Origin of the sequence: Nocardia vulneris (genome assembly GCF_001613425.1) — a bacterium.
In the GTDB taxonomy this organism is placed as follows: domain Bacteria; phylum Actinomycetota; class Actinomycetes; order Mycobacteriales; family Mycobacteriaceae; genus Nocardia; species Nocardia vulneris.
This window is the reverse complement of record NZ_BDCI01000018.1, coordinates 77,674-103,560: the sequence shown is the minus strand read 5'-3', so window position 1 is coordinate 103,560 and position 25,887 is coordinate 77,674. Positions and strand designations below refer to the sequence as shown.

The 25,887-nt window shown below is 68.7% G+C and carries 22 protein-coding genes; 18 read left to right on the top strand and 4 right to left on the bottom strand.

All coding sequences use genetic code 11. The features are described from left to right. Positions 1–4 precede the first annotated feature (4 nt). Positions 5–1,363 (bottom strand): hypothetical protein, encoded by a 1,359-nt coding sequence (locus NVU01S_RS20785; RefSeq protein WP_052280482.1) that lies wholly within the window; start codon positions 1,361–1,363, stop codon positions 5–7. 41 nt (positions 1,364–1,404) lie between these two features. On the opposite strand from NVU01S_RS20785, the gene NVU01S_RS43465 reads away from it, so the two are divergent. The 3 genes from NVU01S_RS43465 (at position 1,405) to NVU01S_RS20775 (ending at position 3,665) form a co-directional block, all read left to right on the top strand. Continuing rightward, a complete protein-coding gene (locus tag NVU01S_RS43465) occupies positions 1,405–1,563 on the top strand; it encodes a hypothetical protein (protein ID WP_156161528.1) in 159 nt (52 codons plus the stop codon). A gap of 469 nt (positions 1,564–2,032) precedes the next feature. Next, the gene (locus NVU01S_RS20780) at positions 2,033–2,527 is read left to right on the top strand and encodes a hypothetical protein (RefSeq protein ID WP_043668800.1); all 495 of its coding nucleotides are present in this window, start codon (positions 2,033–2,035) and stop codon (positions 2,525–2,527) included. Beyond that, positions 2,514–3,665, top strand: a complete 1,152-nt coding sequence (locus NVU01S_RS20775) for a hypothetical protein (protein WP_052280483.1) — start codon at positions 2,514–2,516, stop codon at positions 3,663–3,665. Before NVU01S_RS20780 ends, NVU01S_RS20775 begins: the two co-directional genes overlap by 14 nt. Before the next feature lie 6 nt (positions 3,666–3,671). Here NVU01S_RS20775 and NVU01S_RS20770 read toward each other — a convergent pair whose 3' ends face one another. Further along, positions 3,672–4,250 carry a TetR/AcrR family transcriptional regulator gene (locus NVU01S_RS20770; protein WP_043668803.1) on the bottom strand — a complete coding sequence of 193 codons (579 nt, stop codon included), beginning with the start codon at positions 4,248–4,250 and terminating at the stop codon, positions 3,672–3,674. A gap of 102 nt (positions 4,251–4,352) precedes the next feature. On the opposite strand from NVU01S_RS20770, the gene NVU01S_RS20765 reads away from it, so the two are divergent. From NVU01S_RS20765 to pheT, 3 genes are all read left to right on the top strand, one after another. Continuing rightward, positions 4,353–5,804 carry an MFS transporter gene (locus NVU01S_RS20765; protein ID WP_043668805.1) on the top strand — a complete coding sequence of 484 codons (1,452 nt, stop codon included), beginning with the start codon at positions 4,353–4,355 and terminating at the stop codon, positions 5,802–5,804. A 237-nt stretch (positions 5,805–6,041) separates the two neighbouring features. Beyond that, entirely contained in the window at positions 6,042–7,103 is a 1,062-nt protein-coding gene (gene pheS / locus NVU01S_RS20760) for a phenylalanine--tRNA ligase subunit alpha (protein ID WP_043668808.1), read from the top strand. A 49-nt stretch (positions 7,104–7,152) separates the two neighbouring features. Beyond that, positions 7,153–9,657, top strand: coding sequence for a phenylalanine--tRNA ligase subunit beta (gene pheT / locus NVU01S_RS20755; RefSeq protein WP_043668811.1), 2,505 nt, complete (start codon positions 7,153–7,155; stop codon positions 9,655–9,657). A gap of 57 nt (positions 9,658–9,714) precedes the next feature. Here pheT and NVU01S_RS20750 read toward each other — a convergent pair whose 3' ends face one another. Further along, complete coding sequence (locus tag NVU01S_RS20750) at positions 9,715–10,104, bottom strand: hypothetical protein (RefSeq protein WP_156161529.1); 390 nt, start codon at positions 10,102–10,104, stop codon at positions 9,715–9,717. A gap of 155 nt (positions 10,105–10,259) precedes the next feature. Here NVU01S_RS20750 and NVU01S_RS20745 point away from each other — a divergent pair, with 155 nt between their 5' ends. The 11 genes from NVU01S_RS20745 to ppc all read left to right on the top strand — a co-directional run bounded on the left by NVU01S_RS20745 (position 10,260) and on the right by ppc (position 22,972). Then, the gene (locus NVU01S_RS20745; protein ID WP_043668817.1) at positions 10,260–11,027 is read left to right on the top strand and encodes an alpha/beta hydrolase; all 768 of its coding nucleotides are present in this window, start codon (positions 10,260–10,262) and stop codon (positions 11,025–11,027) included. Positions 11,028–11,079: 52 nt separating this feature from the next. Then, positions 11,080–11,589, top strand: a complete 510-nt coding sequence (locus tag NVU01S_RS44470) for a hypothetical protein (protein WP_082031990.1) — start codon at positions 11,080–11,082, stop codon at positions 11,587–11,589. 54 nt (positions 11,590–11,643) lie between these two features. After that, the gene (locus NVU01S_RS20735) at positions 11,644–12,666 is read left to right on the top strand and encodes a hypothetical protein (RefSeq protein ID WP_043668820.1); all 1,023 of its coding nucleotides are present in this window, start codon (positions 11,644–11,646) and stop codon (positions 12,664–12,666) included. A gap of 516 nt (positions 12,667–13,182) precedes the next feature. Then, the gene (locus NVU01S_RS20730) at positions 13,183–15,873 is read left to right on the top strand and encodes a sensor histidine kinase (protein WP_052280484.1); all 2,691 of its coding nucleotides are present in this window, start codon (positions 13,183–13,185) and stop codon (positions 15,871–15,873) included. Next, positions 15,870–16,298, top strand: coding sequence for a roadblock/LC7 domain-containing protein (locus NVU01S_RS20725; protein WP_014983446.1), 429 nt, complete (start codon positions 15,870–15,872; stop codon positions 16,296–16,298). Before NVU01S_RS20730 ends, NVU01S_RS20725 begins: the two co-directional genes overlap by 4 nt. A gap of 35 nt (positions 16,299–16,333) precedes the next feature. Next, positions 16,334–16,738, top strand: coding sequence for a DUF742 domain-containing protein (locus NVU01S_RS20720; RefSeq protein ID WP_014983447.1), 405 nt, complete (start codon positions 16,334–16,336; stop codon positions 16,736–16,738). A 108-nt stretch (positions 16,739–16,846) separates the two neighbouring features. Then, positions 16,847–17,410 (top strand): GTP-binding protein, encoded by a 564-nt coding sequence (locus NVU01S_RS20715; protein WP_014983448.1) that lies wholly within the window; start codon positions 16,847–16,849, stop codon positions 17,408–17,410. Between the two features lie 270 nt (positions 17,411–17,680). Further along, the gene (locus NVU01S_RS20710) at positions 17,681–18,217 is read left to right on the top strand and encodes a sugar O-acetyltransferase (RefSeq protein ID WP_209444786.1); all 537 of its coding nucleotides are present in this window, start codon (positions 17,681–17,683) and stop codon (positions 18,215–18,217) included. Positions 18,218–18,254: 37 nt separating this feature from the next. Continuing rightward, positions 18,255–19,388 carry an AAA family ATPase gene (locus tag NVU01S_RS20705; RefSeq protein WP_043668826.1) on the top strand — a complete coding sequence of 378 codons (1,134 nt, stop codon included), beginning with the start codon at positions 18,255–18,257 and terminating at the stop codon, positions 19,386–19,388. A gap of 255 nt (positions 19,389–19,643) precedes the next feature. Beyond that, complete coding sequence (locus NVU01S_RS20700; RefSeq protein WP_043668830.1) at positions 19,644–20,066, top strand: VOC family protein; 423 nt, start codon at positions 19,644–19,646, stop codon at positions 20,064–20,066. Positions 20,067–20,200: 134 nt separating this feature from the next. After that, positions 20,201–22,972, top strand: a complete 2,772-nt coding sequence (gene ppc / locus NVU01S_RS20695) for a phosphoenolpyruvate carboxylase (protein WP_052280486.1) — start codon at positions 20,201–20,203, stop codon at positions 22,970–22,972. A gap of 114 nt (positions 22,973–23,086) precedes the next feature. Here ppc and NVU01S_RS20690 read toward each other — a convergent pair whose 3' ends face one another. Further along, on the bottom strand, positions 23,087–23,986 hold the full coding sequence (locus NVU01S_RS20690; protein ID WP_043668833.1) for a LysR family transcriptional regulator: 900 nt from the start codon (positions 23,984–23,986) through the stop codon (positions 23,087–23,089). A 71-nt stretch (positions 23,987–24,057) separates the two neighbouring features. Between NVU01S_RS20690 and NVU01S_RS20685 the strand changes: the two genes are divergently transcribed. Next, positions 24,058–25,839 (top strand): gamma-glutamyltransferase family protein, encoded by a 1,782-nt coding sequence (locus NVU01S_RS20685; protein ID WP_043668836.1) that lies wholly within the window; start codon positions 24,058–24,060, stop codon positions 25,837–25,839. Positions 25,840–25,887: the final 48 nt, after the last annotated feature.

The window sequence follows — 25,887 nt, the reverse complement described above, 5'->3', positions numbered from 1 at the left end:
GCGCTCAGCGGTGGTAGGGCTGTTCCTGGACCCAACTGAAGCCGCGTTCCAGCAGCGGGAAGGACTTCGGGTCGAGGCGGGTGAGCCAGGTGTGGATGCGGTGGCCCGCATAGTCGTCGGCGTCGATGACCATGCGGCCGGGGCTCGGCCACCAGTAGCTGAGGCGCACGTGCACCGGCGTTTCTTCGAAGGTGCCCACTGTGATCCGATGGCGTAGATCGATGAAGTGGCGCTTCGGGTCGATGGTGCCGCCGTACACCTCGAACGAATCGTCCATGTGCTGAATGGTGACCACCACCGGGTCGGACACGTGGAACGGGCGGTCGACAACGACTCGGCGCCACCGCAATTCGTCGGTCAGCAGGGGATCGCGGGCGTAACCCTCCGAGGAGAAGCCGTCCACCTGGTAGATGCCGTACAGCTCCGGCACCGGATTCGCCCACTGCCGCCAGTTCTGCACACCGGTCACCGTGAGCAGCAGCAGGCCCACCGCCAGCTGTGCCACCAGGGCGATGCGATTGGCTCTTGCGGTGCCGAACAACGGAATTCGCCGGATCGCGGGCGCGGCGCGCTCGGAGAACAGCACCACGAACAAGCGGCGCGCATGGGGTGCGAGCAGGAACAGGCTCAGCAGCAGGAGCTGTGCCGACACCGATTTCAGGCGAATGTCGTAGGTCAGGTTCAGCAGCAGCACCTGCGTCATATCCACCGCGCACAGCAGCGCGCCGGCCGCGGTGGCGCGCGGCACCACCAGCAACACGCCGGCCAGCAATTCCGCGACACCCAGGGCGATTTCGTACGGTTGCGACACGCTGACCTGCGCCCACAGCACGCCCGACGGACTGAAATTGCCGTACGGCTCCACCAGTCGGTTCAGCACGAACGGCATCTGCGTCGGAATCGCCTTCGCCATCCCGAAATAGAACATCGTGAGCGCGAGCACGAATCGCAGATACAGCTGGACCCAGGCGAACAGCCGGTCGTAGCGGAGTCGGCGCCGATCCAGCACCGACCACACCGCCGTGACCACCGCCGCGAGGACGACCAGGAGAAACAATGCGGTCCACTGGAACGCGCTGTCGCTGCCCACCTGGGTACTGACCACCCGCAGACCGAGCACATGCGTGGCCGTCCACTCGATCGGCGGGCGAGCCAGATGCAGGATATTCAGCACCGAGCCCCATCCCGCATCGATCCCCAAGCCCGCCAACAGAATCGGCATCAGCCCGACCAGTCCCGCCAGCCCGAACAAGCCGAAATAGGCGACACCGAACCGAAACCCGAGACGCGTCGCCAACCGCCACTGTTCTGGCTCGGCCTCCGCCGCAGTCCGCGCCGCCGCGTCCGCTGTAGCGAGTGGCACGGCGTCTGCTGTAGTGGGTGCTGCCGCGTCTGCTGTAGTGGGTGCCACGGCGTCTGCTGAAGTGCGTGCTGCTGCGGCGGGCGGCACGCACTCTGCTGCACCGGGTGCCGCCGGGTTTCCTGGTGCGGCTGTTATGGCGGCTGCCGGAGTGGGTGCCGCCGGGTTTCCTGGTGCGGCTGTTATGGCGGCTGCCCGAGTAGGTGCCGCCACGTCTGCTGTAGTGGCTGGCACGGCTTTTGCTATAGCGACTGCCGCCGCCTCTGCTGAAGTGGGTGCGGCGGCCTCCGCCGCACCGAGTGCCGCCGCCTCCGCCGCACCGAGTGCTGCCGCGTGTGCTGGGGTGGGTGCCGCCGCGTCCACTGGAGTGGGTGCCACTGCCTCTGTTGCACCGAGCGCCACTGCTTCTGTTGCACCGAGCGGGACGGTCTCTGCTGTTGCAGCGGTCTCCGCGCCCCTCGACTCGGCCGGGCCGCGCACCTCCGTGTCCGTCACTGGACCGCCTCCTTCGAGCACGCGGTGACGGTAGATCCGCGGACTTAAGGCGAACCGGTTAGTTCGCTTAACAGGCGGCAGTCGGGCCGTCCAGCGCGCGGGGCCTGCGGTGCGGATTCGGAACGCGCAGGTGGCGATCGCTGCCGCGGACCCGCGGGATCTGGTGAACTAGTCCAGGTGACCGACTTCGACGACTTCGCCCGGCTCTTCTCCGGCAGTATTCGGGCGCAGCTGGATTGGCATGCGCTCGCGGAGCTGAACGTGCCGGTGACTCAGCAGGTGACAGTTGGTTGGGCCGCGCTCGGCGAGCTGCGCACCGTGTGGCACGTCGACGCGGACGGTCGCCCGGCCGACTGGTTCGATCCGGGCGCGACCGCGCTGACGGTGCGTGAGGCTGCCGCACTGCATGATTCGTGGCCGCGGGCCCGGCAGGAGCGGGTCGCGGCGTTCCGTGCGCAGCTCGAGGCGTCGACCGAGCCGTTCGTGCTGCTGCTGCCGACATATCGGGTCGCGGACGAGTTGCTTCTTCTAGACTCGTCTCATCGAGTGCTGGCGGGGTATCTGGCCCGGGCCGAGGTCCGGGCGTTGATCATGACACTCGTCGCGCCGCTGTCACCCGAGTTACTTCCCGATCTAGGCAGTTTGGTGGTTCGCGGACATGGCAGCAGCTGAGCCTCCGGACAATCCCGCGGCGAGCATCGAGCTGGAGACGGCGCTGGTCGAGGTCTTCGCGGATCGGATCAAGTTCGAGCACGACATCATCGGTCATCGGATGTCCTGGCTGATGACGCTCAACGGGTTCCTGATCGGCGGCGCCGCCATTCTTTCGGCGAACCGAGACCGATTCGCGGGCCCCGCGGTGCTCACCGGGGCACTCATCATCATCTGCATCGCGGGGGCGCTGAGCAACGCGTCCTGCCTGTTCTCCAACTGGTGGGCGGGCAAGGCGATGCGGGACGCCGCCGACGCGCTCGCCGACTCCTGGTCCGACGAAGGCCGCCGCCGGGTCGGTCCGCTGATGCGGCTCTACGGCCGGGATCCGCGCGCTTTCCGCGGCGCGGAACGTCCGTTGCCGAGTGAGTGGCTGCACCCGTGGTTTCTGTTGCCCACGCTGTTCTGGCTGTTGTATTGCATCGCAGGGCTTTTCGCGACGACGGTGAGTGGCGACAAGTCCGGTCCATGGCAGGCGAACGCGCTGCCGCTCGCGGTCACCGTCGTGCTGTTCGTCCCGCTGACGCTGCTGGACATTCCGCGACATCGCAAGCGTCGCAACGAATGCGCGATCATCGAGCAGCTCGAACGCGCGCACGGCGTGCCGATCGAGCGCGCGGCGCAGCGCCGCCGTTACCGCGCGGAGCGTAAAGCGGTGCGGAAATGGGTTCGGCTCCACCAACGCAGCGGCAGTCCCGTCGAGGTGCAGCGTCCGTGGATGTTCGGCGTCATCCCGCTCGATACGCACAGCAAGTACCTGGCTGTGTTGCAGGTCGAGCAGCAGCTGCCGGACCCCGAACCTCCTGCGCCCGAACAAGTTCCCACGCCGCCGCCCGCGCCCGAACAAGTCCCCGCGCAACCTGGTGAGGCGGAGCGAGTGCCCGCGCCGCCCGCTGCAGCCGAGCAAGTGCCCGCGCAACCTGCTGCGCCCGAACAAGTTTCCGCGCAACCTGCTGCGGCGGAGCGAGTTCCCGCAAAAACTGCTGCGGCGGAGCGAGTTCCCGTGCCGCCCACTGCCGCCGAGCGAGCATCCGCCGCGCAACCAGCTGCCCCGGCCGAGCGCGCGGTCGGCGTCGACCCCGCCGGAACTGTCGGATAACCGTTTTCAGTCGACCGCGCCGGTGCAGTCGTTCAGCAACTCCACCGCCCACGGTTCTACGACGGCGCCGGGACCGACCACCTGCATGCCGCTCAGCACGGTGAGCAGCATCCCGGTCGCCATGAATTCCCGCACCTCGGTGACGTTCGCGCCGGTGAGTTCGCGCACCAGCTCGTAGATGCCGCCGAACCGGGCTCGCACCTCGCCGCCGATGGCAGGCTCCGCACTGGCCGTGAACCCGTGCAGGAAAAGCTGGAGCAGTTCCCGATCGGCCAGGAAAACCGCGAACCCGTGGCCGAGGGCGTGCAGCGCCTCGGCCGGATCGGCCTCGGGGTCGGCCGCCGCGCGGGCCTCGCGGAACACCTCCTCGATCCGATCGCAGACCCGGTGCAGCGCGCTGATGAACAGCTGCTGCTTGCTGCCGAAGAGCCGGATCACGTAGGGCTGGGAAACGCCTGCCCGCCTGGCGATTTCGTCGGTTTTGGTGGCTGCGTAGCCACCTTCGGCGAAGGCGGAGACGGCCGCGCGCAGCACCTGCTCGCCGCGTTCCGTGGCGGTCATCCGGACCCTGGTCGAACTCGCCATCGCGCTCGAACTCCGTTCTCTCGCCCCCGGTATTGACATGTTATCAGCCGATGCATACTCTCCAACTCTGTAGTTATCAGTCAATTACAACAAGGGCTGGACATGACCGAAATCCTGGAACCACTCGCGGCCGCGTCCGCACCGCCCGGCACCGCCGCGGCCTCGGAGAAGATGCCCGTGACCAGCGGCCGCGGCGTTGCCGCGGTCATCGCGGCGGTCGGCATCCCGATGTTCATGGTCACGCTGGACAACCTCGTGGTCACCAACGCGCTGCCGGTGATCCGCACCGAACTCGGCGCCTCGCTGACCGACCTGCAATGGTTCGTCAACGCCTACACACTCGCGTTCGCCTCGCTGCTGCTCACCGCCTCGGCCATCGGCGACCGGCTGGGGCGGCGCCGGGTCTTCCTGGCCGGTATCGCGCTGTTCACCGTCGCGTCCGCGCTGTGTGCGCTGGCCACCGAACCGTGGATGCTGATCGCCGCCAGGGCGATTCAAGGATTCGGCGCGGCCGGCGTGATGCCGCTGTCGCTGACACTGCTCACGGCGGCGGTGCCGGAGCGCCTGCGTAATGCGGCCATCGGCATCTGGGGCGGGATTACCGGACTCGGTGTCGCGCTCGGCCCGCTGGTCGGCGGCGCCGTGGTGGAGGGGCTGTCGTGGCAGTGGATCTTCTGGCTCAACGTACCGATCGGTCTGCTCGTGCTGCCGTTCGCGGCCCGCGTACTCGGGGAGTCGTTCGGTGGCGCCAGGCGGTTGGATCCGGTCGGGTTGCTGCTCTCGGCGGGTGGTGTGCTCGCGATCGTCTGGGGCGTGATCCACGGCGCCGACGACGGCTGGACCTCGGCCACGGTGCTCGGCGGGCTGATCGGCGGCGCGGTGCTGCTCGTCGCACTGGTCGCGTGGGAGCTGCGCACGCCCGAACCGATGATCCCGCTGCACCTGTTCCGCTCGCGTGCCTACGGGCTGAGCAACGCGACGAGTTTCGCCTTCTCCGCGGGCGTCTTCGGCTCGATCTTCCTGCTCGTCCAGTACTTCCAGGTGGTGCAGGGCTACAGTCCGCTGGAATCGGGTATTCGCACCATGCCCTGGACGATGGCGCCGATGGTGGTCGCGCCGCTCGCGGGTCTGATCGTCGACCGGGTCGGTGCGCGTACCCTGCTGACCGCCGGTCAGGTGTTCTTGGCGGCGTCGCTGGTGTGGCTGGCCGCGATCTCCAGCGTCGATGTCGCGTACCCGGCCTTCATCGCGCCCTTCCTGCTCGGCGGGATCGGGATGGGCCTGACCTTCGCGCCGAGCGCGACAGTGGTGATGGCCAGCGCGGGCCCCGACGACCGGGCGATCGCCTCGGGAACCAACAGCACGCTGCGCGAAGTCGGCATCGCCATCGGCATCGCGGTGCTCGCGTCCGTCTTCGCTTCGCACGGTTCATATCTCAGCCCGCAGGCCTACGTCGACGGACTCACCCCCGCGGTCTGGGTGGGCGCGGCCATCGTGGCCGCGGGCGCGCTCTGCTCCGCCCTTCTGCCCGCCCGCATCACCCCTGTGCGCTGAGCGCCGGATCCCCGCGAGCCGCATCCCCCGTGTGCGCCGCCACACGGCGGGATGCGGCTCGTCCGGGTTCGCCCCGCGCCGCCGGGTGCTCCGGACCAGGAAGAACGGGGTTCGCGGCGGTAGCGGGGAATCCGCGTGAATCGGAACAGGCGCATCCCATAGGATTCCACCAGCAGCAATGTGGGTAGGGAATGAGCCGTACTCGCGAACCGATCCCCAGGGGAGAGTCGAACCATCGTGGCCGACGACAACGACGCAGTCGAGCAGAACGCGACGCTGACCGAGGAGGCATTGGCCGCTGCGGCGGCGGCCGCCGAGAAGGCGTTCGCCGCTGCCGCCGACCTGGATGCGCTCGCGGTCGCGAAAACCGAGCATCTCGGCGGCAAGGCGCCGCTGGCGCTGGCACAACGCGCACTGGGCAGCATTCCGAAAGCCGAGAAGGCCGACGCGGGCAAGCGCGTCAACGTGGCCCGGGCCCGCATCTCCGAGGCGTTCGAAGCGCGCCGCACGGTCCTGCTCGCCGAGCGGGACGCCGCGGTGCTGGTGGCCGAGGCGATCGACGTGACGCTGCCCGCCACCCGGCAGCCGGTCGGCGCGCGGCACCCGATCACCGTCATTTCCGAGCAGATCGCGGACGTGTTCGTCGCGATGGGCTGGGAGATCGCCGAGGGGCCCGAGGTGGAGACCGAGCACTTCAACTTCGACGCGCTCAACTTCCTGCCCGACCACCCGGCCCGCACCATGCAGGACACCTTCCACATCGCCCCCGAGGGGTCGCGCCAGGTGCTGCGCACGCACACCTCGCCGGTCCAGGTGCGCTCGCTGCTGGCCCGTGAGCTGCCGATCTATGTGGTGTGCCCCGGCCGTACCTTCCGCACCGACGAACTCGACGCCACGCACACCCCGGTCTTCTCCCAGGTGGAGGGGCTGGCGGTGGACAAGGGCCTGACCATGGCGCACCTGCGCGGCACCCTGGACGCGTTCGCCCGGGCGCTGTTCGGCCCGGACACCCGAACCCGGATGCGGCCCAACTACTTTCCGTTCACCGAGCCCTCCGCCGAGGTCGACGTCTGGTTCCCGGACAAGAAGGGCGGCGCCGGCTGGGTCGAGTGGGGCGGCTGCGGCATGGTGAACCCGAAGGTGCTGATCGCCAGTGGGATCGATCCCGAGGTGTACAGCGGGTTCGCGTTCGGCATGGGCCTGGAGCGGACGTTGCAGTTCCGCAACGGCATTCCGGACATGCGCGACATCGTCGAGGGCGACGTGCGCTTCACGCTGCCGTTCGGCGTGCGGTCCTGAGCCCCCACCGTCTTTTCCGGCCCCTTCGATCGAGAGAGCGAAACCTCAAGTGCGAGTAGCGCAGTCCTGGCTGACCGACATCATCCAGCGCACCGTCCCCGACTGGTCGGTGACGCCGGAGGAACTCGACGCGGGCTTCGTCCGGGTCGGGCTGGAGGTCGAGGAGCTCGACAAGCTCCGGCCCGTCACCGGCGACATCGACAAGCCGCTGGTCGTCGGCCGCGTCGCCGAGATCACCGAACTCACCGAGTTCAAGAAGCCGATCCGGTTCTGCAAGGTCGATGTCGGCAACCCTGATCTGCAGGAGATCGTCTGCGGCGCAACCAATTTCGCCGTCGGTGACCTGGTCGTCGTGGTGCTGCCGGGTGGTGTGCTGCCCGGCGGGTTCGCGATCTCCTCGCGCAAGACCTACGGGCACGTGTCCAACGGCATGATCTGCTCGGTCGCCGAACTCGGTATCGGCAAGGATCACGCGGGCATCCTGGTGCTCGAGCCGGGTACCGCCGAGCCGGGCACCGACGCGAATGTGCTGCTGGGCCTGGACGATACGGTGATCGAACTCAACATCACCCCCGACCGCGGCTACTGCTTCTCCGTGCGCGGCCTGGCCAGGGAACTGGCCTGCGGCTTCGATCTCGACTACGCCGACCCGGCCGTGCGCACGCTGCCCGACGACGAGGCGGACGCCTGGCCGGTCCGGCTCGAACCCGAGTCGAAGTGCACCCGCTTCGCGGTCCGTCGGGTCACCGGCATCGACCCGAAGGCGGTGAGCCCCTGGTGGTTACAGCGCAGGCTGCTGCTCGCGGGCGTGCGCCCGATCTCGCCCGCGGTCGACGTCACCAACTACGTGATGCTGGAACTCGGTCAGCCGCTGCACGCCTTCGACGGCGGAAAGCTGAACGGCGGCTTGGTGGTTCGGGCCGCGAACACGGGGGAGACACTGCGCACCCTCGACGAGGTGGAGCGCACCCTGGACGCCGAGGACGTGGTGATCGCCGACGATTCCGGCGTCGTCTCGCTGGCCGGCGTGATGGGCGGGGCGAGCACCGAGGTCGGCGCCGAGACCACCGATATCGTGCTGGAAGCCGCCACCTGGAATCCGCTGCTGGTCTACCGGACCTCGCGCCGGCACAAGCTGTCCTCCGAGGCGGGCAAGCGCTACGAGCGGGTGGTCGACCCGGAGATCAACGTCGCCGCGCTCGATCGCGCCGCCACGCTGCTCGCCGAAATCGCCGGGGGCACCGTCGAATCCGCGCTCACCGACGTGCGCGTCCCGGTGCCTGCCGCTGCGCCGATCCGGATGGACATCGATCTGGCCGACCGCGTCGCCGGGGTGGTCTACCCGACCGGCACCTCCGCGCGTCGGCTCGCCCAGATCGGCTGCACGGTCGAGGTCGGTGTGGACGAGTCCACCGGGCACGGCCAGCTGGTCGTCACCCCGCCGAGCTGGCGGCCCGACCTGGCGCAGCCCGCCGACCTGGTGGAGGAGGTGCTGCGGTTGGAGGGGCTCGAGCAGATCCCGTCGGTGCTGCCCACCGCGCCCGCCGGGCGTGGTTTCACCGCCACGCAGCGCCGCCGCCGCGCGGTGAGCCGGGCGCTGGCCTTCGCGGGCGCGGTCGAGGTGCCCGCGCCGGTGTTCCTGGCCGCCGGTGTGTTCGACACCTGGGGACTCGACGCCGACGATCCGCGCCGGGCGACCACCCGGGTGCTGAATCCGCTCGATGTCGAGCGGTCCGAGCTGGCCACCACGCTGCTGCCCGGCCTGCTGGAAGTGGCCGCCCGCAACATCTCTCGTGGCGCGCGCGACCTCGCCATCTACGGCATCGCCCAGGTGGTGCTGCCCGGCGACAACGTGCGTCCGGTCGAGGCGCTGCCGGTCGATCGCCGCCCCAGCGACGACCAGATCGCCGAACTGATCGACTCGTTGCCCGCGCAACCGGTGCATGTCGCCGCCGTGCTCACCGGTCGCCGCGAGCCGCGCGGGCCGTGGGGGCCGGGCCGGCCGGCCGAGGCCGCCGACGCGTTCGCGCTCGCCGATGCGGTGGCCGACGCGGCGGGCGTCACGATCGAGCGCCGCACCGCCGCACACCTGCCGTGGCATCCGGGTCGCTGTGCCGAGTTGGTGGTGGACGGTGTGGTCGTCGGCCATGCGGGTGAACTGCACCCGGCGGTGCTGGAACGTTCCGGTCTGCCGCCGCGCACCTGTGCCGTCGAGCTGGACCTCGACGCCCTGCCCCTGCGCGAGCAGCGCCCGGCGCCGACGATCTCGCCGTTCCCCGCGGTGCTGCAGGACGTGTCGGTGAGCGTCGAGAAGGCCACCCCGGCCGCCTCGGTGGAGTCCGCGCTGCGCAGCGGCGGCGGCGAACTGCTCGAAGACATCGCGCTGTTCGACGTCTACGAGGGCGCTCAGGCGGGCGAGGGACGCAAGTCGCTCACCTACGCCCTGCGTTTCCGTGCCACCGACCGCACGCTCACCGAGGACGAGGCGAGCGCCGCCCGGGACGCCGCGGTCGCCGCCGCGGCGGACGCGGTGGGCGCGGTGCTGCGCGGCTGATCCGACAACGACGACAGGCCCGCAAGCACACGCTTGCGGGCCTGTCGTGTGTCGGCGTCAGATGCCGCAGGCCTGGTCCAGCCCGGACATGGCGTCGTGGAAGGCCTGATCCTGCAGCACGGTGCCCAGCTCCGTGTCCGAGGCCGTGGCCACCCGGCGCATCTGCGCGACGGCAGGGTCGATCGCGGTCTTCACCGGGCCGTCGTCGGCGAGATCGCGCGTGCTCTCCAACTTGGTCGCGGCGGTGGAGAATACGCTGCGCACCTCGTCCGCAGCTCCGGCGTCCTTGCTCTTGGCCCCGTTGATCCCGCTGTTCAGCTCGGTCGCCATCTCGCGCACCGACGTGCACGTCTGGGTGTCGTCGACCGCACCCGCCGATCCGGCCGCGGCGGTAAAGCCAGCGAGCGAGGTGACGAGCGTAGCTACCACGAGAACAGTTCTCCGCATTGACCTTTTCCCTTCCTCGATGAGCAAAACCTCCCTCGGGTTACCCGATCCTCGCCCGGCAAACCAAGATCCCCGGCCGCGAGCGCATCGGCGCAGGTCCGGGCGACGGGCGGCCCGGGTGGCACACGGCCGGTCGCGAGCGGTAAGAACTAGGCATGCGACATCCGGCCAGTTCGATCCTGAATGCGTTGGCATATCTGCCGGAGCGGCAGATCCTGCAGACACCGGCGATCCTCGGCATGGACTACACCGATCTCTCGATCGACACCGCGGACGGAGAGACGCTGCACGGATGGTGGCTGCCCGCGCCGAATTCGGTGGGGCACATCCTGTTCGCGCACGGGAACGGGGGCAACGTGGGGGATCGGGTGGCGCTGTTCGCGCTGCTCGTCGAGGCGGGGTTCGACGTGCTCACGTTCGACTATCGCGGATACGGCCGCAGCACCGGCCGGCCGACCGAGCACGGCACCTACCAGGACGCCCGCGCCGCGCGCCGGGTGCTGCTCGAACAGCCGGGGGTGGATCCGAATCGCGTACTCTACCTGGGTAAATCCCTGGGCGGCGGGGTGATGCTCGAGCTCGCGGCGGCGTATCCGCCCGCCGGGCTCATGGTGATGTCGACCTTCTCCGGTATGCGCGACGCCGCCCGCTCGATCTATCCGTTCCTACCGCGCCCGCTGATTCCCGACGCGTATCCGAGCGAACGACGCATTCGCACGCTGCGCGTTCCGGTGCTGATCATGCACGGCGACCAGGACGAACTCCTGCCGCTGCGGCACGCCGAACGCCTCTATGCCGCGGCCCGCGAGCCCAAGCAGCTGAAGGTTTTCCCGGGCGCGGGACACAACGACCTGATTCTGGTGGGCGGCCGCGTGTGGTTCGAACTGGTCCGCGATTGGGCACGGGCGGTCGTGCGCCCGTAGCGCGCGGCGCGAACCCGACCGCTCGGCATCCGGTGCTGCGTAGCCTGGCGATATGACTGAGAACAGCGAGATCCTGGCCCGGCTGACGGCGTTGCCCGACCGGGAACTGATCGGAGTGCTGCTGGTCGCGACCGCGGAACGCGCCGGCTTCGAGATGGTGCACGCGGCGCTGCTCGGGCTCGTCGGCGCGGGCGATTCGCCGCCCCTGCCCGGTGTGACTCCTGCCACGCCCACGCTGCCGACGCATGACGTGCCCACCATCCGCGACGTATCCGGCCAGGTCGCGGGCACTTCTCCGGTACCCGCGGTACCGGTACCGCCGACCGGTACCCCCGCACCGACTGAGACGGGTGGATATTCCCCCTCCGGTGTCCCTACTTGGGGGTCAGTTCGCGATAAAGTCGAGCAGCGCTTCGGCACCGCGCAGGGGATGGGCGAGCTCGATCAGCAGACCCCGGCGGGCCGCAGCGCCGACGAACAATGGGACGCGCGCGAGAAAGCCGCGCGTGAGCGCCTGGACCAGATTCGGAAGTCGTTGCGCGGCAACGATACCGAAACATAAGGGCCGTAATCTGGCCGGGCGCACCGTACTACGACTGTGATGGGTGGAACCCGGATGAGCGAGCCGCGTAAAATTTCGGAACGGCTACTCGATGCCCAGGTGGAATTCGTGCTCGCCGAGGTGAGTGGCGACCGTTTCGCCGAGGTGGTGGCCCGCGACGTCGAATCGGTGCTGGGTGTCGCAGACACCTTGATCTTCCGCGATATCGTCGAGGTCGAGCAGGCCAAGGCGACCGTCGCCACCATCATCGATCTGATCGGTGGCAGCCCGGTGATCGCCGACATGGTCGGTGTCTTCGCCGATTCGATCTACGACCACATCGCGAACAACAACGACTACACCCTGGGGCAGGTCGTCGACCGCGAGCCGGTCGAGGCGCTGCTGGAGAAGATCTTCGGGATGCACCAGGCGCAGGAGCGCATCCTGGATCGGCTCACCGAATCGCCGCTGGTCGCCACCGTCGCGTCGAAGTTCGTCGACAAGCTGATCTCGGATTTCATGGAGGCCAACCGGCAGATCGCGGGCAAGATTCCCGGCGTCTCCTCGCTGATCTCGATGGGGCAGTCGGCGGCAAAGACCGCCAAGAAGGCGACCGAGAGCACGTTCATCGGCGATATGGCGGGTAAGGGTGCGGTGTTCGCGCTCAAGCGCACCAACAACGCGATCCGCGAAATGCTGCGCGACGCGCCCGTGCACGACGCCGCGATGGAGTTCTGGGACCTGCACGCCGACGAGCCGGTGAGCGGGCTGCGCGATTACCTGAGCCAGAAAGATCTCAACGAGCTGGTCCTCATCTGCTACGAAATCGCCGTCACCACAAGGGAAAAGGAATACTTCGGGCTGCTCGTGGACGAGTGCGTCGAGGTGTTCTTCACCAAGTACGGCGACTACACCCTCGCCGCCATGCTGCCCGAACTCGGCCTTTCCGGCGCGGACATCGCCACCGAGATCCTGCGCTATGGTCCCGCGGTCATCGAGGGCGCGAAACGAAACGGCGTGCTGGCCAAGTTGATTCGCGAGCGGCTCGAGCCGTTCTTCCGGTCCGACGAGGTGCTCGCCATCCTCGGCGAAGCATAACGAAGTATATGGTTTGTAAGCTGAACTGAAACTCCGACAGTAACTAGCTGAACAGTTGCTGTCAGTTGGCGGATCGCTTTCCCGGACCGCGGACAGGTGCGTCGGCACGATCGAATCAGCCCGTTCCTCAAGGGCTTCGAGCGATCGTGCCGACCTGTTTTCGGGCTCGACGGTGCGATGTTCGCCGCAGGTGCGGCCGAATGTCCTGACCAGCACCGTATGTCGGCCGGGTCGCTTCGGGGTGGCCACAAACTGGCCAGTTGGTAGCCCTCGGGTGCGCTGCGGTTGAAAAGTATGAACAAAGCCCGGGTCGGCGCGTCCTCGAGTTGACGCGGCACCGGGCATATGGGATTTTGCTCGGAGACTTTCCGTGCGCTCGTCGTGGAGCTGTCACGGCTGGCTTTTCGGAGGAGTAGCAGGTTGGTGCGTCTACGTCTACGGCAACAAAAGCCCGGGGACACACCGGATTTCCAACCTGCGGTTGCCTCTGGCGAGAATCCGTCGGCGAACAGCAGAATGTCGGGAATCGTCCGGCCGCGCACGATCGGCGGTCAGCTGTCCCGAATTCTCGCGCTGTCGCTGATATTGGTGCTCGCGTTGCTCGGTGTCACCGTGTACGGCCAGATTTCGGACTACCGCGAAGCCAACGACACGGTGAAGTCCGTCGAGTTGGCGCTGAGCGTCCAAGACCTGACCAATCAGATCCAGCGTGAGCTCGGGCTCAGCAACGGTCTGCTCGGCGGCGAGAACCGGCTGCAGCAGCCGCTGCTCGACCAGCGGGGCAAGGTCGACGCCACGCTCAGCCAGCTGACCGAGGCCGCCTCGGGCGACGCCCCCGGCGCCGATCAGGTGCGTGCCGCGCTCGGTCAGCTGAACCTGCTGGCGAACACCCGCGTGCAGATCGACACGCGCCGGGTCAGCAGGCAGGTGGTGTTCCAGTTCTATACCGACGCCGTCGCCGCGCTGAACCGCCTGGCCCTCGGCCTGGACCAGGCGCGTGACCCGCAGATCCAGCGCGGTCTGCAGGCGCTGTACGCGCTGGGTGAGGCCAAAGCCGAACTCGACAAGGAGCGCGGCTTCCTCAACGGCGTCTTCGTCGCCGGCCGGTTCAACGGCGGGGAATACGTGCAGTTCATGGAGATTCGGTCCAGCAAGTTGAACGGCTTGGCCACCTTCTCCCGCTACGCGACCAAGGGCCAGCAGGCCAAGCTGGACGCCGCGCTGCTGAGCGACAACGCGACCAAGGCCGAACAGGCCGAGAACATCGCGATCGCCTCCAGCGACGGACCGCTGGTCCGTGAGGTCGACCCGATGGCCTGGTGGACCCAGATGTCCGGGGCGCTCGAAGATCAGGGCAATGTGCAGCAGGCGGTGGGCGCGGACGTGCAGGCCCGCGCCGACGACCTGCGCGGAGCCGCGTTGCTCAACCTGATCGGCTTCCTCGTCGGCGCGGCCATCGCGATCGTCGCGATGATCGTGCTGGTGATCACCTCGGTGCGCGCCATCGTGCGCCCGCTCGCCGCGCTGGCCGGTGAGGCCGACGACGTGGCCTCGCGCCGCCTGCCCCAGGTCATCGACGCGTGGTCGCACACCGAGGAGGGTCGTCCGGAAGCGCCTGCCGCAGTACAGGTTCCGGCCGGCTCCAGTATCGAGATCGCGGCCGTGGCCGGCGCCCTCGACCGGGTGCAGACCACCGCCTTCGAGCTCGCCTCGCAGCAGGCACTGGTGCGCCGCAACACCACCGAGTCGATGGCCAACCTGGCCCGGCGCAACCAGAACCTGGTGCGCCGCCAGCTCGCCCTGATCAGCGAGTTCGAGCGCGAGGAACTCGATCCGAAGGGTCTGTCCAACCTGTTCGAGCTCGACCACCTGGCCACCCGCATGCGCCGCAACGCCGAAAGCCTGCTGGTGCTCGTCGGCGAGGCCAGCCCGCGCCGGTGGGCGCAGCCGATCGCGCTGAGCGACGTCATCCGCGCCGGTCTGTCCGAGGTCGACGACTACCGCCGCGTGGTGCTGCGCCGGGTGGACGATGTGCTCATCGCCGGGTCGGTGGTGAGCGAGCTGGCGCATATGCTCGCCGAGCTGATCGAGAACGGGCTCGCCTTCTCCCCACCGGATCTCGAGGTCGAGATCTACGGCCGCCGGGTGCCGCAGGGTTACCTGCTGGCCGTCGTCGACCACGGTATCGGCATGCCCGCCGACCAGCTGGCCCAGTCCAATGCGAGGCTGCGCGGCGAGCAGGACTTCATCGTCGCGCCGACCAGGTACCTGGGCCACTACGTGGTCGGCCGGCTGGCGGAACGGCTCGGCATCGCGGTCGAGCTCAACGTCTCACCGGTCAGCGGTATCGTCGCGCGACTCGCCCTGCCCCTGGAAATCCTTGCGCAGGAACAAGATCAGCGCGCGGGGGTGCGTGGCAAGATCTCCGGCACCGGCGTCGAACCGTCCTGGGGTTCGGACGCGGAGCTGCACGCAGCGCCCACCCCGGAGCTCGATCCCTTGCACAACGGCCCTGCGCTGCAGGGTAATTCGGCCCCGAACTCGCGGACGCCGAGCCTGCCCGGCCCGGCGCACGCCCTGCCGAACGTCTCGTCCGCCCCGCAGCAGAACGGCGCGGGTCGCCCGCCGAGTGAGCATCGGTATCAGGCGGACTCGACGCACTACAGTGACGAACTGCCCACCGAGCGGACCGGGCGGCACGAGGCCGTGCGCTACGACACGAGCACCAACATGCCCGCCGTGCCGTCCGGGCCGACCTCCGCGTACTCCCATTTCGTTTCTCCGCAACCGGAATTCGCGCCGGAGACGGCCACCGATACCGGAACCATGTGGCGGATCTTCGAATCCGGGGACGCGCCGGTGGAGGCCCCGGTAACATCTGTTGCGCCACCGACCGGGCCGGTTCCGCGCACCACGCGCAACGGACTTGTCAAGCGCAACAAGAAGTCTCGCTCCGCAGGCACGGCACCGGGAACCGAGCCGCGGCGGGATGCGGGCGGCACCCCGCCGCGCCAGGATCATGCGCCGGTCACCGAGCGCTCGCCCGAGGAGACCCGAAACATGTTGTCGTCGTTCCGGGCCGGTCACGAGCGTGGCGCCCCGCCCGCGCCGTCGACGACGCGGCCGTATGTCGGTGCGCGCGACCATGACACCCGCGCCGAGGATCCGGCGCCGACCGCCCCGTCCATCGCAGAGGAGAACCGGTGACCACCCATTTACCGAGCGCCGACCCGCACACATTCAACTGGATGCTCGCCAACTTCGTTCGGGAGACCGACGGTGTGCGCGACACCGTGGCGGTGTCCTCGGATGGTCTGCTCATCGCGATGTCCGACGGTCTGGACCGCACCTCGGCGGACCGGCTCGCCGCCATGGTGTCCGGCCTGGCCAGCCTCGCCAAAAGCGCTTCGCGCAGTTATTCGTTCGACGGGCTCAAACTGATCATGATCGAGATGAAGCGCGGGTTCCTGCTCGTCTCGGCCATGGGTGACGGCAGCTGCCTCGGCGTCATCGCCGACGGCAACTGCGATATCGGTCTGGTCGGCTACGAAATGGCTGTGCTTGCCGAACGCGCCGGGTCGCTCCTTGATCCGGCGTTGATTTCCGAGTTGCGAGAGACGTTACGAAGATGAGAGATCCTGACCGGCCGCGGTTGCCGGACCCGCGGATGATCCCGATGAACCGAATGTTCGGGTGGTTCGATCCGGATCGACCCGGCCAGCCTGCTCCGGCTGAAGAAGTTGTCGACAGTGATGAACAGTTCGTGCGTCCCTTTGTCGTCACGGCGGGGCGCACGACGCCGTTGGTAGACGGTCTGCGGATCGAAACACTGGTGCAGGCACCGCCTTCGGCGCTGTCGGCCCCCTTGCAATTCGAGCAGCGCACCGTCGTGCAGCTGTGCCAGCAGCCGCATTCCATCGCAGAGATCGGTACCGCGCTGCGTGTTCCGGTCGGTGTCGCGAAGGTCGTCGTGAGCGACCTCGCCGCCGCGGGCTACGTCACCGTGCGCGAGTCCGATCAACTGTCCACCGCTGCCATCGAGAGGATCAGAGATCTTGTACGGGCACTCTGACATGAGCGCACGCAGTAAGCGAATCATGTGCCAGTGCGCAGAGCGCATGACGGAACCGAGCGTCAGCGAGGTGCAGTCATGAGCTCCCCGCCGCCGTCGGGTCCGACCATGCCGTCGTCGGTGAAAATCGTGATCAGCGGTGGATTCGGCGTCGGAAAAACAACATTCATCGGGGCGATCTCCGAGATCGAGCCGCTGGTCACCGAGGCCGCGATGACGGAGGTCTCGGTCGGCGTGGACGATCCGGGCCGGCGCGCCGACAAGACCCAGACCACGGTCGCGCTCGACTTCGGGCGAATCACGTTGGACCGCTCCCTGATTCTCTACCTGTTCGGCACTCCGGGGCAGGATCGCTTCGTCTTCCTGTGGGACGACCTGGTCGACGGCGCGCTCGGCGCGGTCATCGTGGTCGACACCGGACGGGTCGACGACTGCTACCCGGTGCTGGACTACTTCGAGGAGAAGCAGACCCCGTTCGTGGTGGTGGTCAACCGTTTCGACAACGGCACCCACTTCGACCTCGCCGAGGTGCGCGAGGCGCTCGAACTCGAGGACTGGATCCCGGTGCTGGAATGCGATGCGCGCGACCGCGAGTCGGTCAAAGAGGTGCTGGTCGCCCTGCTGGAACAGGTCCTGTTCCACCGCCTGTCCGTCCAGGGCATGCCCGCCTGATCCCCGTGCCCGAACGGGACCGACCGGCGGATCCACCGGTGCGGTCCCGTTCGTCGTCAGGGCGCCAACAGCACCCCCCACCGTCCAGTTGTCCGTCGCTTGGTCCGCATCGCTCGTACCCCTCCGGGCCGCACGCACCGCTTCCGTGTTCACGCACGCCTCGAGGCAGGCCACACCGGGTGCGGGAACTCGGAACTGGTGCGGGAACCGCTACCGGTCCGGTGCGGACCGTTCGCTACGGTGGGGCGGGTGGGTGTGGAGAAGGAGCGGATGCTCCGCGGGGAGTTGTACCGGGACAGTGATCCCGAGCTGGTCGCCGAGCGGCGGCGCGCGCAAGGGTTGTGTGACGAGTTCAATCGCACCGGCGCCGAGGAGACCGCCGAACGCGAGGCGTTGCTGCGCGAACTGCTCGGCGCGCTGGGGGAGGGGTCGTGGATCATGCCCCGGTTCCAGTGCGACTACGGGTATCTCATCGAGATCGGGGCGAACAGCTTCCTGAATTACGATGCGATCCTGCTGGATTGCGCGCCGATCAGCATCGGTGACGATGTGTCGATCGGGCCGCGGTGCCAGTTGCTGACCGCGTTGCATCCGCTGGCGGATCACGAATTGCGCAGGCAGCGTTGGGAATCGGCGGCGCCGATCCGGATCGGGAACAACGTGTGGTGCGGCGGCGGGGTGATCGTGTGTCCGGGCGTCACGGTGGGCGACGAGACGGTGGTCGGCGCGGGCAGCGTGGTCACCAGGGACCTGCCGTCGCGGGTGTTCGCCGCCGGTAACCCGGCCCGGGTGATCCGGGAGTTGTAGGCCGGTCCGTGTCGTAGCGCATCGTTAGCCTGGGGGCATGTTGCAGACCTTGGCTATCGAGAACTACCGGTCGCTGCGGCAGGTGATCATGCCGCTGGGGCGACTGAACGTGGTGACGGGGGCCAACGGCAGCGGCAAGTCGAGCCTGTACCGCACGTTGCGGCTGCTGGCGGACTTCTCCAGGAACGGGGCGATCGCCGCGCTGGCCAAAGAGGGCGGGGTGGCCTCGACGCTGTGGGCCGGGCAGGGCGGGGACAGCACGAGTGAACCGGACACGGCCGGGGTGCGGGTCGGCTTCGCGGGCGCGGACTTCGGCTACGCGGCCGAACTGGGCACGCCGGTGCCGGACGGCACCTCGATGTTCGACCTGGACCCGGAGATCAAGGCGGAGGCGGTGTGGGCGGGGCCGGTACTGCGGCCGTCGACCCTGTTGGCGCAGCGCGGCGGTCCGGTGGTGCAACTACGCGACGACGACGGCGGGTGGGCGATGGTGCCGCATACCCTGCAGCCGTTCGACAGCATGCTCAGCGAGCTGGCGGATCCGCAGCGCGCGCCGGATCTGCTGGTGCTGCGCGAGCGGATCCGGTCCTGGCGCTTCTACGACCACCTGCGCACCGACGCGGACGCGCCGGCCCGCGCGCCACAGGTCGGCACCAGGACCACCGTGCTCGGCCACGACGGCGCCGACCTCGCGGCGGCACTGCAGACCATCCGCGAGATCGGCGACGCCGACGGGTTGGCGACGGCCGTGGACCGCGCGTTCCCCGGTAGCAGGATCGAGATCAGCGACCGGGACGGCCGCTTCGAGCTGGCGCTGCACCAGCGCGGACTGATCCGTCCGCTGGGCGGCGCCGAACTGTCCGACGGCACCCTGCGTTATCTGCTCTTGGTCGCGGCGCTGCTGAGCCCACGCCCACCGGAACTGCTGGTGCTGAACGAGCCCGAGACCAGCCTGCATCCCGAATTGCTCGGCCCACTGGCCGAACTCGTCGCCACGGTCGCCGAGCAGACGCAGGTGGTGGTGGTCACGCATGCGCAGCCGCTGGTACGGGCCTTGGCGCGCGGCACCGCCGATGCGCACACCGTGGAGCTGGTCAAAGAGCACGGCGCGACCACCATCGCGGGCCAAGGCCGCCTGGATCAGCCGCCTTGGTATTGGCCGAAGCGGTAGCGGCCTACTCGGTACCCGCCAGGGCCGGTCCGCCGCTGACGAACAGTCCGATGGCGACGACGACCACACCGATGACGACGGCAACGGCGAACTTACGCATCACAGGCCTCCTGGGCTGCACGGGTCATTACAGCTGCTTATTCGGTTCCGCGGGCCGTCCGGATCGGTGGTGGTCGGCGACACCATGCGCTTCGATGAATTCGGCAGGGCCCCGCCGTCAGTACTTTCGACCCACCTATCGAGGAGAACACGCACATGAGCAACGGCAAAGATCTCGCACTCACCCACGTCGCGCTGCTGGTCGGCGACCAGGACAAGGCGCTGGAGTTCTATCGCGACGTGGTCGGACTCGAGCTGCGCCAGGATCTGCCGTTCCCCGGCGGCCGCTGGCTCACCGTCGGCCCCGCCGGACAACCGGGCCTGGAATTCCTGCTCGAGGTGCCGTCGATGAATCCCGATCCGGCCGCCCGCGACGCGATGCAGGCCCGGCTCGCCAACGGTGCGGCGGGCATGTTGATCTTCACCACCGAGGCGGTCGACGAGACGTTCGCCCGGCTGCGGGACGCGGGCGTCGAGGTCACCCAGGACCCGATCACCCAGCCGTACGGGATGCGGGACTGCGGTTTCCGCGACCCGTGGGGCAACCACCTGCGGTTCTCTCAGATTTTGGCCGGATAGCGGCGAAACTCGTTGGTCCCCTTGCTGTCTCAGGGGATCACCGGCCGGACCCGACCGCGGGCCGAGGGTGTCGGAGGAGCGGGTGTGGGATCCGTCGCATACCACCGGCGCGCCTGCGGCAATACTGTTCGATCATGGGCGAATCGACGAGCGAGGCGCAGCAGGACGCGATCCGGCCGCTGCGCGACGACATCCGGTTTCTCGGCGGTGTCCTCGGTGACACCATCCGTGATCACGAGGGCCCCGAGGTGTTCGACCTGATCGAGCGGGTGCGGATCGAGGCGTTCCGGGTGCGGCGCGCCGAGGTCGACCGCAGCGCGGTGGCGGAGATGCTGGACGGCGTCGACATCGCGGTCGCGCTCCCGCTGATCCGCGCGTTCAGCTATTTCGTGCTGCTGGCCAATCTGGCCGAGGACATCCAGCGCGATCGTCGTCGCACCGCGCACGAGGCGGCCGGTGAACCGCCGCAGGATTCGTCGCTGGCCGCCACCTATCGCAAGCTCGACGCCGCGGCGCTCGACGGTGCCGAGGTGGCCGATCTGCTGGCCGACGCGCTGGTGTCACCGGTGATCACCGCGCACCCCACCGAGACCCGTCGCCGCACCGTCTTCGACGCGCAGACCAGGATCACCGAGCTGATGCGGTTGCGGCAGCGCTACACCGAAACCGAGCGGCAGCGCGCCGATTTCGAACAGCAGATCCGCCGTCAGGTGCTCAGCCTGTGGCGCACCGCGCTGATCCGGTTGGCCCGCTTGCGGATTCAGGACGAGATCTCGGTGGGCCTGCGCTACTACGACATCACCCTGTTCGACGTGATCCCCGCGATCAACGCCGAGGTGCGGGCGGCGCTGCGGTCCCGCTGGCCCGGGGTGGAACTGCTGCCGCGCCCGATCCTGCGGCCGGGCTCGTGGATCGGCGGCGACCGGGACGGAAACCCGTACGTCACCGCCGATGTGGTGCGCCAGGCCGGGCAGCAGGCCGCCACGGTGGCGTTCTCGCGCTATCTGCGCGACCTGGTCGAATTGGAAAAGGTGCTGGCGCTCTCGGTGCGGTTGGTGCCGGTGACGCCGGCGGTCGCCGCCTTGGCCGAGGCGGGTTATCCGGAACCGGCCACCCATGCCGACGAGCCGTATCGTCGTGCGCTGCACCGTATCCGGGGGCGGCTGACCGCCACCGCGGTGCGTGCGCTCGGGGAGGTGCCACCGGACGGGCTCGACGTCGGCGCCGAGCCGTATCGCACCCCGCAGGACGTGCTGGACGATCTCGATGCCGTCGACGCCTCGTTGCGCGCGAGCGGTGACGACCTGCTCGCCGATCACCGGCTGGCCGCGCTGCGGCACGCGATCGAGACCTTCGGGTTCCACCTGCAAGGGCTGGACATGCGGCAGAACTCGGAGATCCACGAGCAGGTGGTGGCCGAGCTGCTGGCCTGGGCCGGGGTACACGCCGACTACCCGAGCCTGTCCGAACCCGAGCGGGTGGAGCTGCTGGCCGCGGAGCTGCGGACCAGGCGCCCGCTGCTGGGCCCGCACGCCAGGCTCAGCGAGCTGGCCCGCAAGGAAATCGATATCGTCTGTGCCGCACGGGATGTGGTGAGCACCTTCGGTGCCGAGGCGGTGCCCAACTACATCATCAGCATGTGCACCTCGGTCAGCGACATGCTGGAGGCGGCGCTGCTGCTGAAGGAAGGCGGACTGCTCGATCCGGGCGAGCCGGACGGGCCGCCGAGCTGTTCGGTGGGCATCGTCCCGCTGTTCGAGACGATCGAGGACCTCGCCGCCGGGGCGGCGACACTGTCCGCGGCGCTGGATGTTCCGGTGTACCGGGACCTGGTCGCCGCGCGCGGGATGCGCCAGGAGGTGATGCTCGGCTACTCCGATTCCAACAAGGACGGCGGATATCTGGCCGCCAACTGGGCGCTGTACCGGGCCGAACTCGAGCTGGTGGACGTGGCGCGCAAGTTCGGTATCCGGTTGCGGCTCTTCCACGGTCGCGGTGGCACGGTGGGCCGCGGCGGCGGGCGCAGCTACGACGCCATCCTGGCCCAGCCCGCGGGCGCGGTGCGCGGTGCGCTGCGGCTGACCGAGCAGGGTGAGGTGATCGCGGCCAAGTACGCCGAACCCGGTGCGGCGCACCGCAACCTGGAGTCGCTGATCGCGGGCACGCTGGAATCGACGCTGCTCGACGTGGAAGGCCTCGGCCCGGACGCGGAGCCCTCCTACGAACTCATGGACGAACTCGCCGAACGCGCCCGGGCCGCCTACGCCCGGCTGGTGCACGACACCCCGGGATTCGTCGAATACTTCCGCCAGTCCACCCCCGTGGCCGAGGTCGGCGATCTGAACATCGGCAGCAGGCCCGCCTCGCGCAAGCCGACGAACTCGGTCGCGGATCTGCGCGCCATCCCGTGGGTGATGTCCTGGAGCCAGGCCAGGGTGATGTTGCCCGGCTGGTACGGCACCGGCACGGCGCTGGAGGAATGGATCGGCGACGACCCGCAGCGCCTCGCGACGCTCACCGACCTGTACGAGCGCTGGCCATTCTTCCGCACCGTGCTGTCGAATCTGGCGCAGGTGCTGGCCAAGAGTGATCTCGACATCGCGGCCAGCTACGCCGAGTTGGTCGACGACGTCGCGTTGCGCGAGCAGATCTTCGGAATGATCAAGGACGAGCACGCCCGCACCATCCGCATGCACGCCGCGGTCACCGGCAACGACCATCTGCTCGCGGACAACCCGTCGCTGGCCGAATCGATCCACAACCGCTTCCCGTACCTGGAGCCGCTGAACCAGATGCAGGTCCAGCTGCTGCGCAGGCTCCGCGGCGGCGACGACTCCGAGTTGGTGAAGCGCGGCATCCTGCTGACCATGAACGGCCTCGCCACCGCGCTGCGCAACTCGGGTTAGGAGAGAGAGGCGGTTCGCGCACCACTTCCGTGTTCGCGCACCCGCTGTGGCCTGTCGTAGCGGGTGCGCGAACACGGAAGTGGTGCGTGGTCAGGAGGGCCGCGACGGGACGGCCTAGGCGGGGGTTCGTACCGCCGCGGCTTGGGTGAGGGTGGTTTCGACGAAGGCCTGGGCGGCGGCGGTTAGTGGCCCGCTGCGATAGACCAGCCACTGTGGCAGCTGTTCGGGCGGGGAGAAACGGTAGACCGCGGCGCCGGCTCGGCAGGCCAGGTCGTGCCAGCCGTCGGGCATGAGGCCGGCGCCGATGCCGCGCAGCACCATCGGCAGTACCACGCTGCGGTCGCTCACCTCGGCGGCGATGCGCAGATCGCCGACGGTCGCGGCCAGCCGGTCGAAGCGGGCGCGGACCGCGGTGGCCGGCGGCGGCAGTACGAAACTCATGCCGCGCAGATCTTTCGGCGCTACCGTGCCGTCCGTGCCGATCTCGGTACCCGGCGGCGCGACGAGCAGGAACTGTTCGTCGCGCAGGTGATGGGCCACCAGACCCTGTCCGGCGGGTCGCTCCGCGCTGCCGCACACACCCGCCTCGCAGCGTCCGCGCAACACCATGGCGACCACCTCGGCGGCGGACAGCGCGGACCAGGTCCCGACCGTCACGCCGGGGTGATGCTCGCGCAGCGCGGCTATGGTGCCGATCACCGGCTCCAAAGTCGAGGATGAGGTGGCTGCCACATCCACCCGCCCGACGACACCAGCGCCGACGGCCTGGGCGGCGGCGCGCAATGCGTCCAGATCGCGCAGCACCTGTCGCGCGCGGTCGACCATCAGCTGGCCCGCGTTGCTCAACACGGCATTGCGGCCGACCCGGTGGAACAGCGGCACTTCCAGCTCGCGCTCGAGCTTGCCGATGGCCCGCGACAGCGACGGCTGGGCTACCCGTAGCGCCCGCGCGGCGTGCGTGAATCCACCGTGCTCGACGATCGCGACGAAGTACTCGAGCTGCTGGCGTTCCATAACCATAGGCTATCGGTTTGGTGCAATAGATGTCTTGGACGTAACCAAGATCGTCGGGTGATACTCATCAGGTGTTCACCACGCGACCGACCCTGCAGGGCACCTTCGGGATGGTGTCGTCCACCCACTGGCTCGCCTCCGCCGCCGCCATGGCGGTGCTCGAGGACGACGGCAACGCTTTCGACGCGGCGGTCGCCGCGGGTTTCGTGTTGCATGTGGTCGAGCCGCATCTGAACGGCCCGGCCGGTGAGGTGCCGATCATCCTCGCGCCCGCCGGTCTGCCGCCGCGGGTGCTCTGCGGTCAGGGTCCGGCGCCCGCCGCCGCGACGATCGCGCGCTACAACGCCCTCGGTCTCGATCTGGTGCCCGGCACCGGCCCGCTGGCCGCCGCCGTGCCCGGCGCGTTCGACGCCTGGATGCTGCTGCTGCGCGACCACGGCACCAAGCGGCTGGCCGAGGTGCTGTCGTTCGCGATCTGGAACGCCGAGCGCGGCCACCCGGCGGTAGAGCGGGTCGGCGAGACCGTCTCGACGGTCGCCGAACTGTTCGAGAACGAGTGGACCACCTCCGCCGAGCTCTACCTGCGTGACGGAAAGCCGCCCGCCGCGGGCGCGTTGCTGCGCAACCCGGTGCTGGCCGCCACCTGGCGCCGCTTGATCGCCGAAGCCGAGGCGGCGAGCAGCGACCGGGAAGGCCAGATCGAGGCCGCGCGCAAGATCTGGCGCGAGGGATTCATCGCGGAGGCGTTGGTCGCGGCCAGCGACCGCCCGACCATGGACACCTCGGGCGAGCGGCACGTCGGCACCCTGACCGGTGACGACCTCGCGAACTTCACTGCGTCGTACGAGAATCCGGTGACCTACACCTGGAATGGCTGGACCGTGGCCAAGCCGGGACTGTGGAGCCAGGGCCCGGTGTTCCTGCAGCAGTTGGCATTGCTGCCGAACCGGCTCGAATACGGCACGCCGGAGTACTACCACACTCTCATCGAAGGCTCGAAACTGGCGATGGCCGATCGAGAGGCGTGGTACGGGGACAGCGCACAGGTGTCGATGTCGACACTGCTTTCTCCTTGGTATAACGCACAACGCAGTGCGCTGATCGGGCCGCAGGCCTCCTTCGAGCTGCGTCCCGGCAGCCCGGACGGCCTGCGGCCCCGACTCAGTGGCTATGTCCAGACGAATTCCGTTGGCGCGACCGAGGTTCCGCTCGGTGCGGGCGAACCGACGGTGGCCACCACCGGCGCCACCAAGGGCGACACCTGTCAGGTCGACATCGTCGATCGCTGGGGCAACATGATCGCGGCGACCCCGAGCGGTGGCTGGTTGCAGTCCAATCCCGTTGTGCCCGAACTGGGTTTCCCGCTCGGCACCCGACTACAGATGTCCTGGCTGGAGCCGGGACTACCCAATTCGCTGCAGCCGGGCCGTCGTCCGCGCACCACGCTCAGCCCCTCGATGGCGTTGCGCGACGGGGAAGCCGTGATGGCGTTCGGCACGCCGGGCGGCGATCAGCAGGATCAGTGGAGCGTGCATTTCTTCCTGTCGGTCGTGCTGCGTGAGCGCGTGCGCGGCGGGCTGGATCTGCAGGGCGCGATCGACGCGCCGAACTGGCATCAGGAAAGCTTCCCCGGCTCGTTCTATCCACGCGCGATGAGCCCGGGCGCGGTGTTCGTCGAGTCGCGGATGGACCCGGAGGTGATCGCCGACCTGGAACGACGCGGTCACCAGGTCAATGTGGGGCCGCCGTGGTCGGAGGGCCGGTTGTGCGCGGTGGCCCGTGATCCCGAGGCCGGGGTCCTTTCCGCGGGCGCCAATCCGCGCGGCATGCAGGGCTACGCCGCGGGCCGATAACTCAACACGTCATGAAAATAGCGGTCCGGCACAGCTGGACCGCTATTT

Excerpts from the sequence above, each read along its gene's own strand:
- NVU01S_RS20775 (WP_052280483.1), top strand. The coding sequence starts at position 2,514 with ATGGCAGCAGCTGAGCCTCCGGACAATCCCGCGGCGAGCATCGAGCTG.
- NVU01S_RS20770 (WP_043668803.1), bottom strand. The coding sequence starts at position 4,250 with ATGGCGAGTTCGACCAGGGTCCGGATGACCGCCACGGAACGCGGCGAG.
- NVU01S_RS20765 (WP_043668805.1), top strand. The coding sequence starts at position 4,353 with ATGACCGAAATCCTGGAACCACTCGCGGCCGCGTCCGCACCGCCCGGC.
- NVU01S_RS20750 (WP_156161529.1), bottom strand. The coding sequence starts at position 10,104 with ATGCGGAGAACTGTTCTCGTGGTAGCTACGCTCGTCACCTCGCTCGCT.
- NVU01S_RS20745 (WP_043668817.1), top strand. The coding sequence starts at position 10,260 with ATGCGACATCCGGCCAGTTCGATCCTGAATGCGTTGGCATATCTGCCG.
- NVU01S_RS44470 (WP_082031990.1), top strand. The coding sequence starts at position 11,080 with ATGACTGAGAACAGCGAGATCCTGGCCCGGCTGACGGCGTTGCCCGAC.
- NVU01S_RS20735 (WP_043668820.1), top strand. The coding sequence starts at position 11,644 with ATGAGCGAGCCGCGTAAAATTTCGGAACGGCTACTCGATGCCCAGGTG.
- NVU01S_RS20730 (WP_052280484.1), top strand. The coding sequence starts at position 13,183 with ATGTCGGGAATCGTCCGGCCGCGCACGATCGGCGGTCAGCTGTCCCGA.
- NVU01S_RS20720 (WP_014983447.1), top strand. The coding sequence starts at position 16,334 with ATGATCCCGATGAACCGAATGTTCGGGTGGTTCGATCCGGATCGACCC.
- NVU01S_RS20715 (WP_014983448.1), top strand. The coding sequence starts at position 16,847 with ATGCCGTCGTCGGTGAAAATCGTGATCAGCGGTGGATTCGGCGTCGGA.
- NVU01S_RS20710 (WP_209444786.1), top strand. The coding sequence starts at position 17,681 with ATGCTCCGCGGGGAGTTGTACCGGGACAGTGATCCCGAGCTGGTCGCC.
- NVU01S_RS20705 (WP_043668826.1), top strand. The coding sequence starts at position 18,255 with ATGTTGCAGACCTTGGCTATCGAGAACTACCGGTCGCTGCGGCAGGTG.
- NVU01S_RS20700 (WP_043668830.1), top strand. The coding sequence starts at position 19,644 with ATGAGCAACGGCAAAGATCTCGCACTCACCCACGTCGCGCTGCTGGTC.
- ppc (WP_052280486.1), top strand. The coding sequence starts at position 20,201 with ATGGGCGAATCGACGAGCGAGGCGCAGCAGGACGCGATCCGGCCGCTG.
- NVU01S_RS20690 (WP_043668833.1), bottom strand. The coding sequence starts at position 23,986 with ATGGAACGCCAGCAGCTCGAGTACTTCGTCGCGATCGTCGAGCACGGT.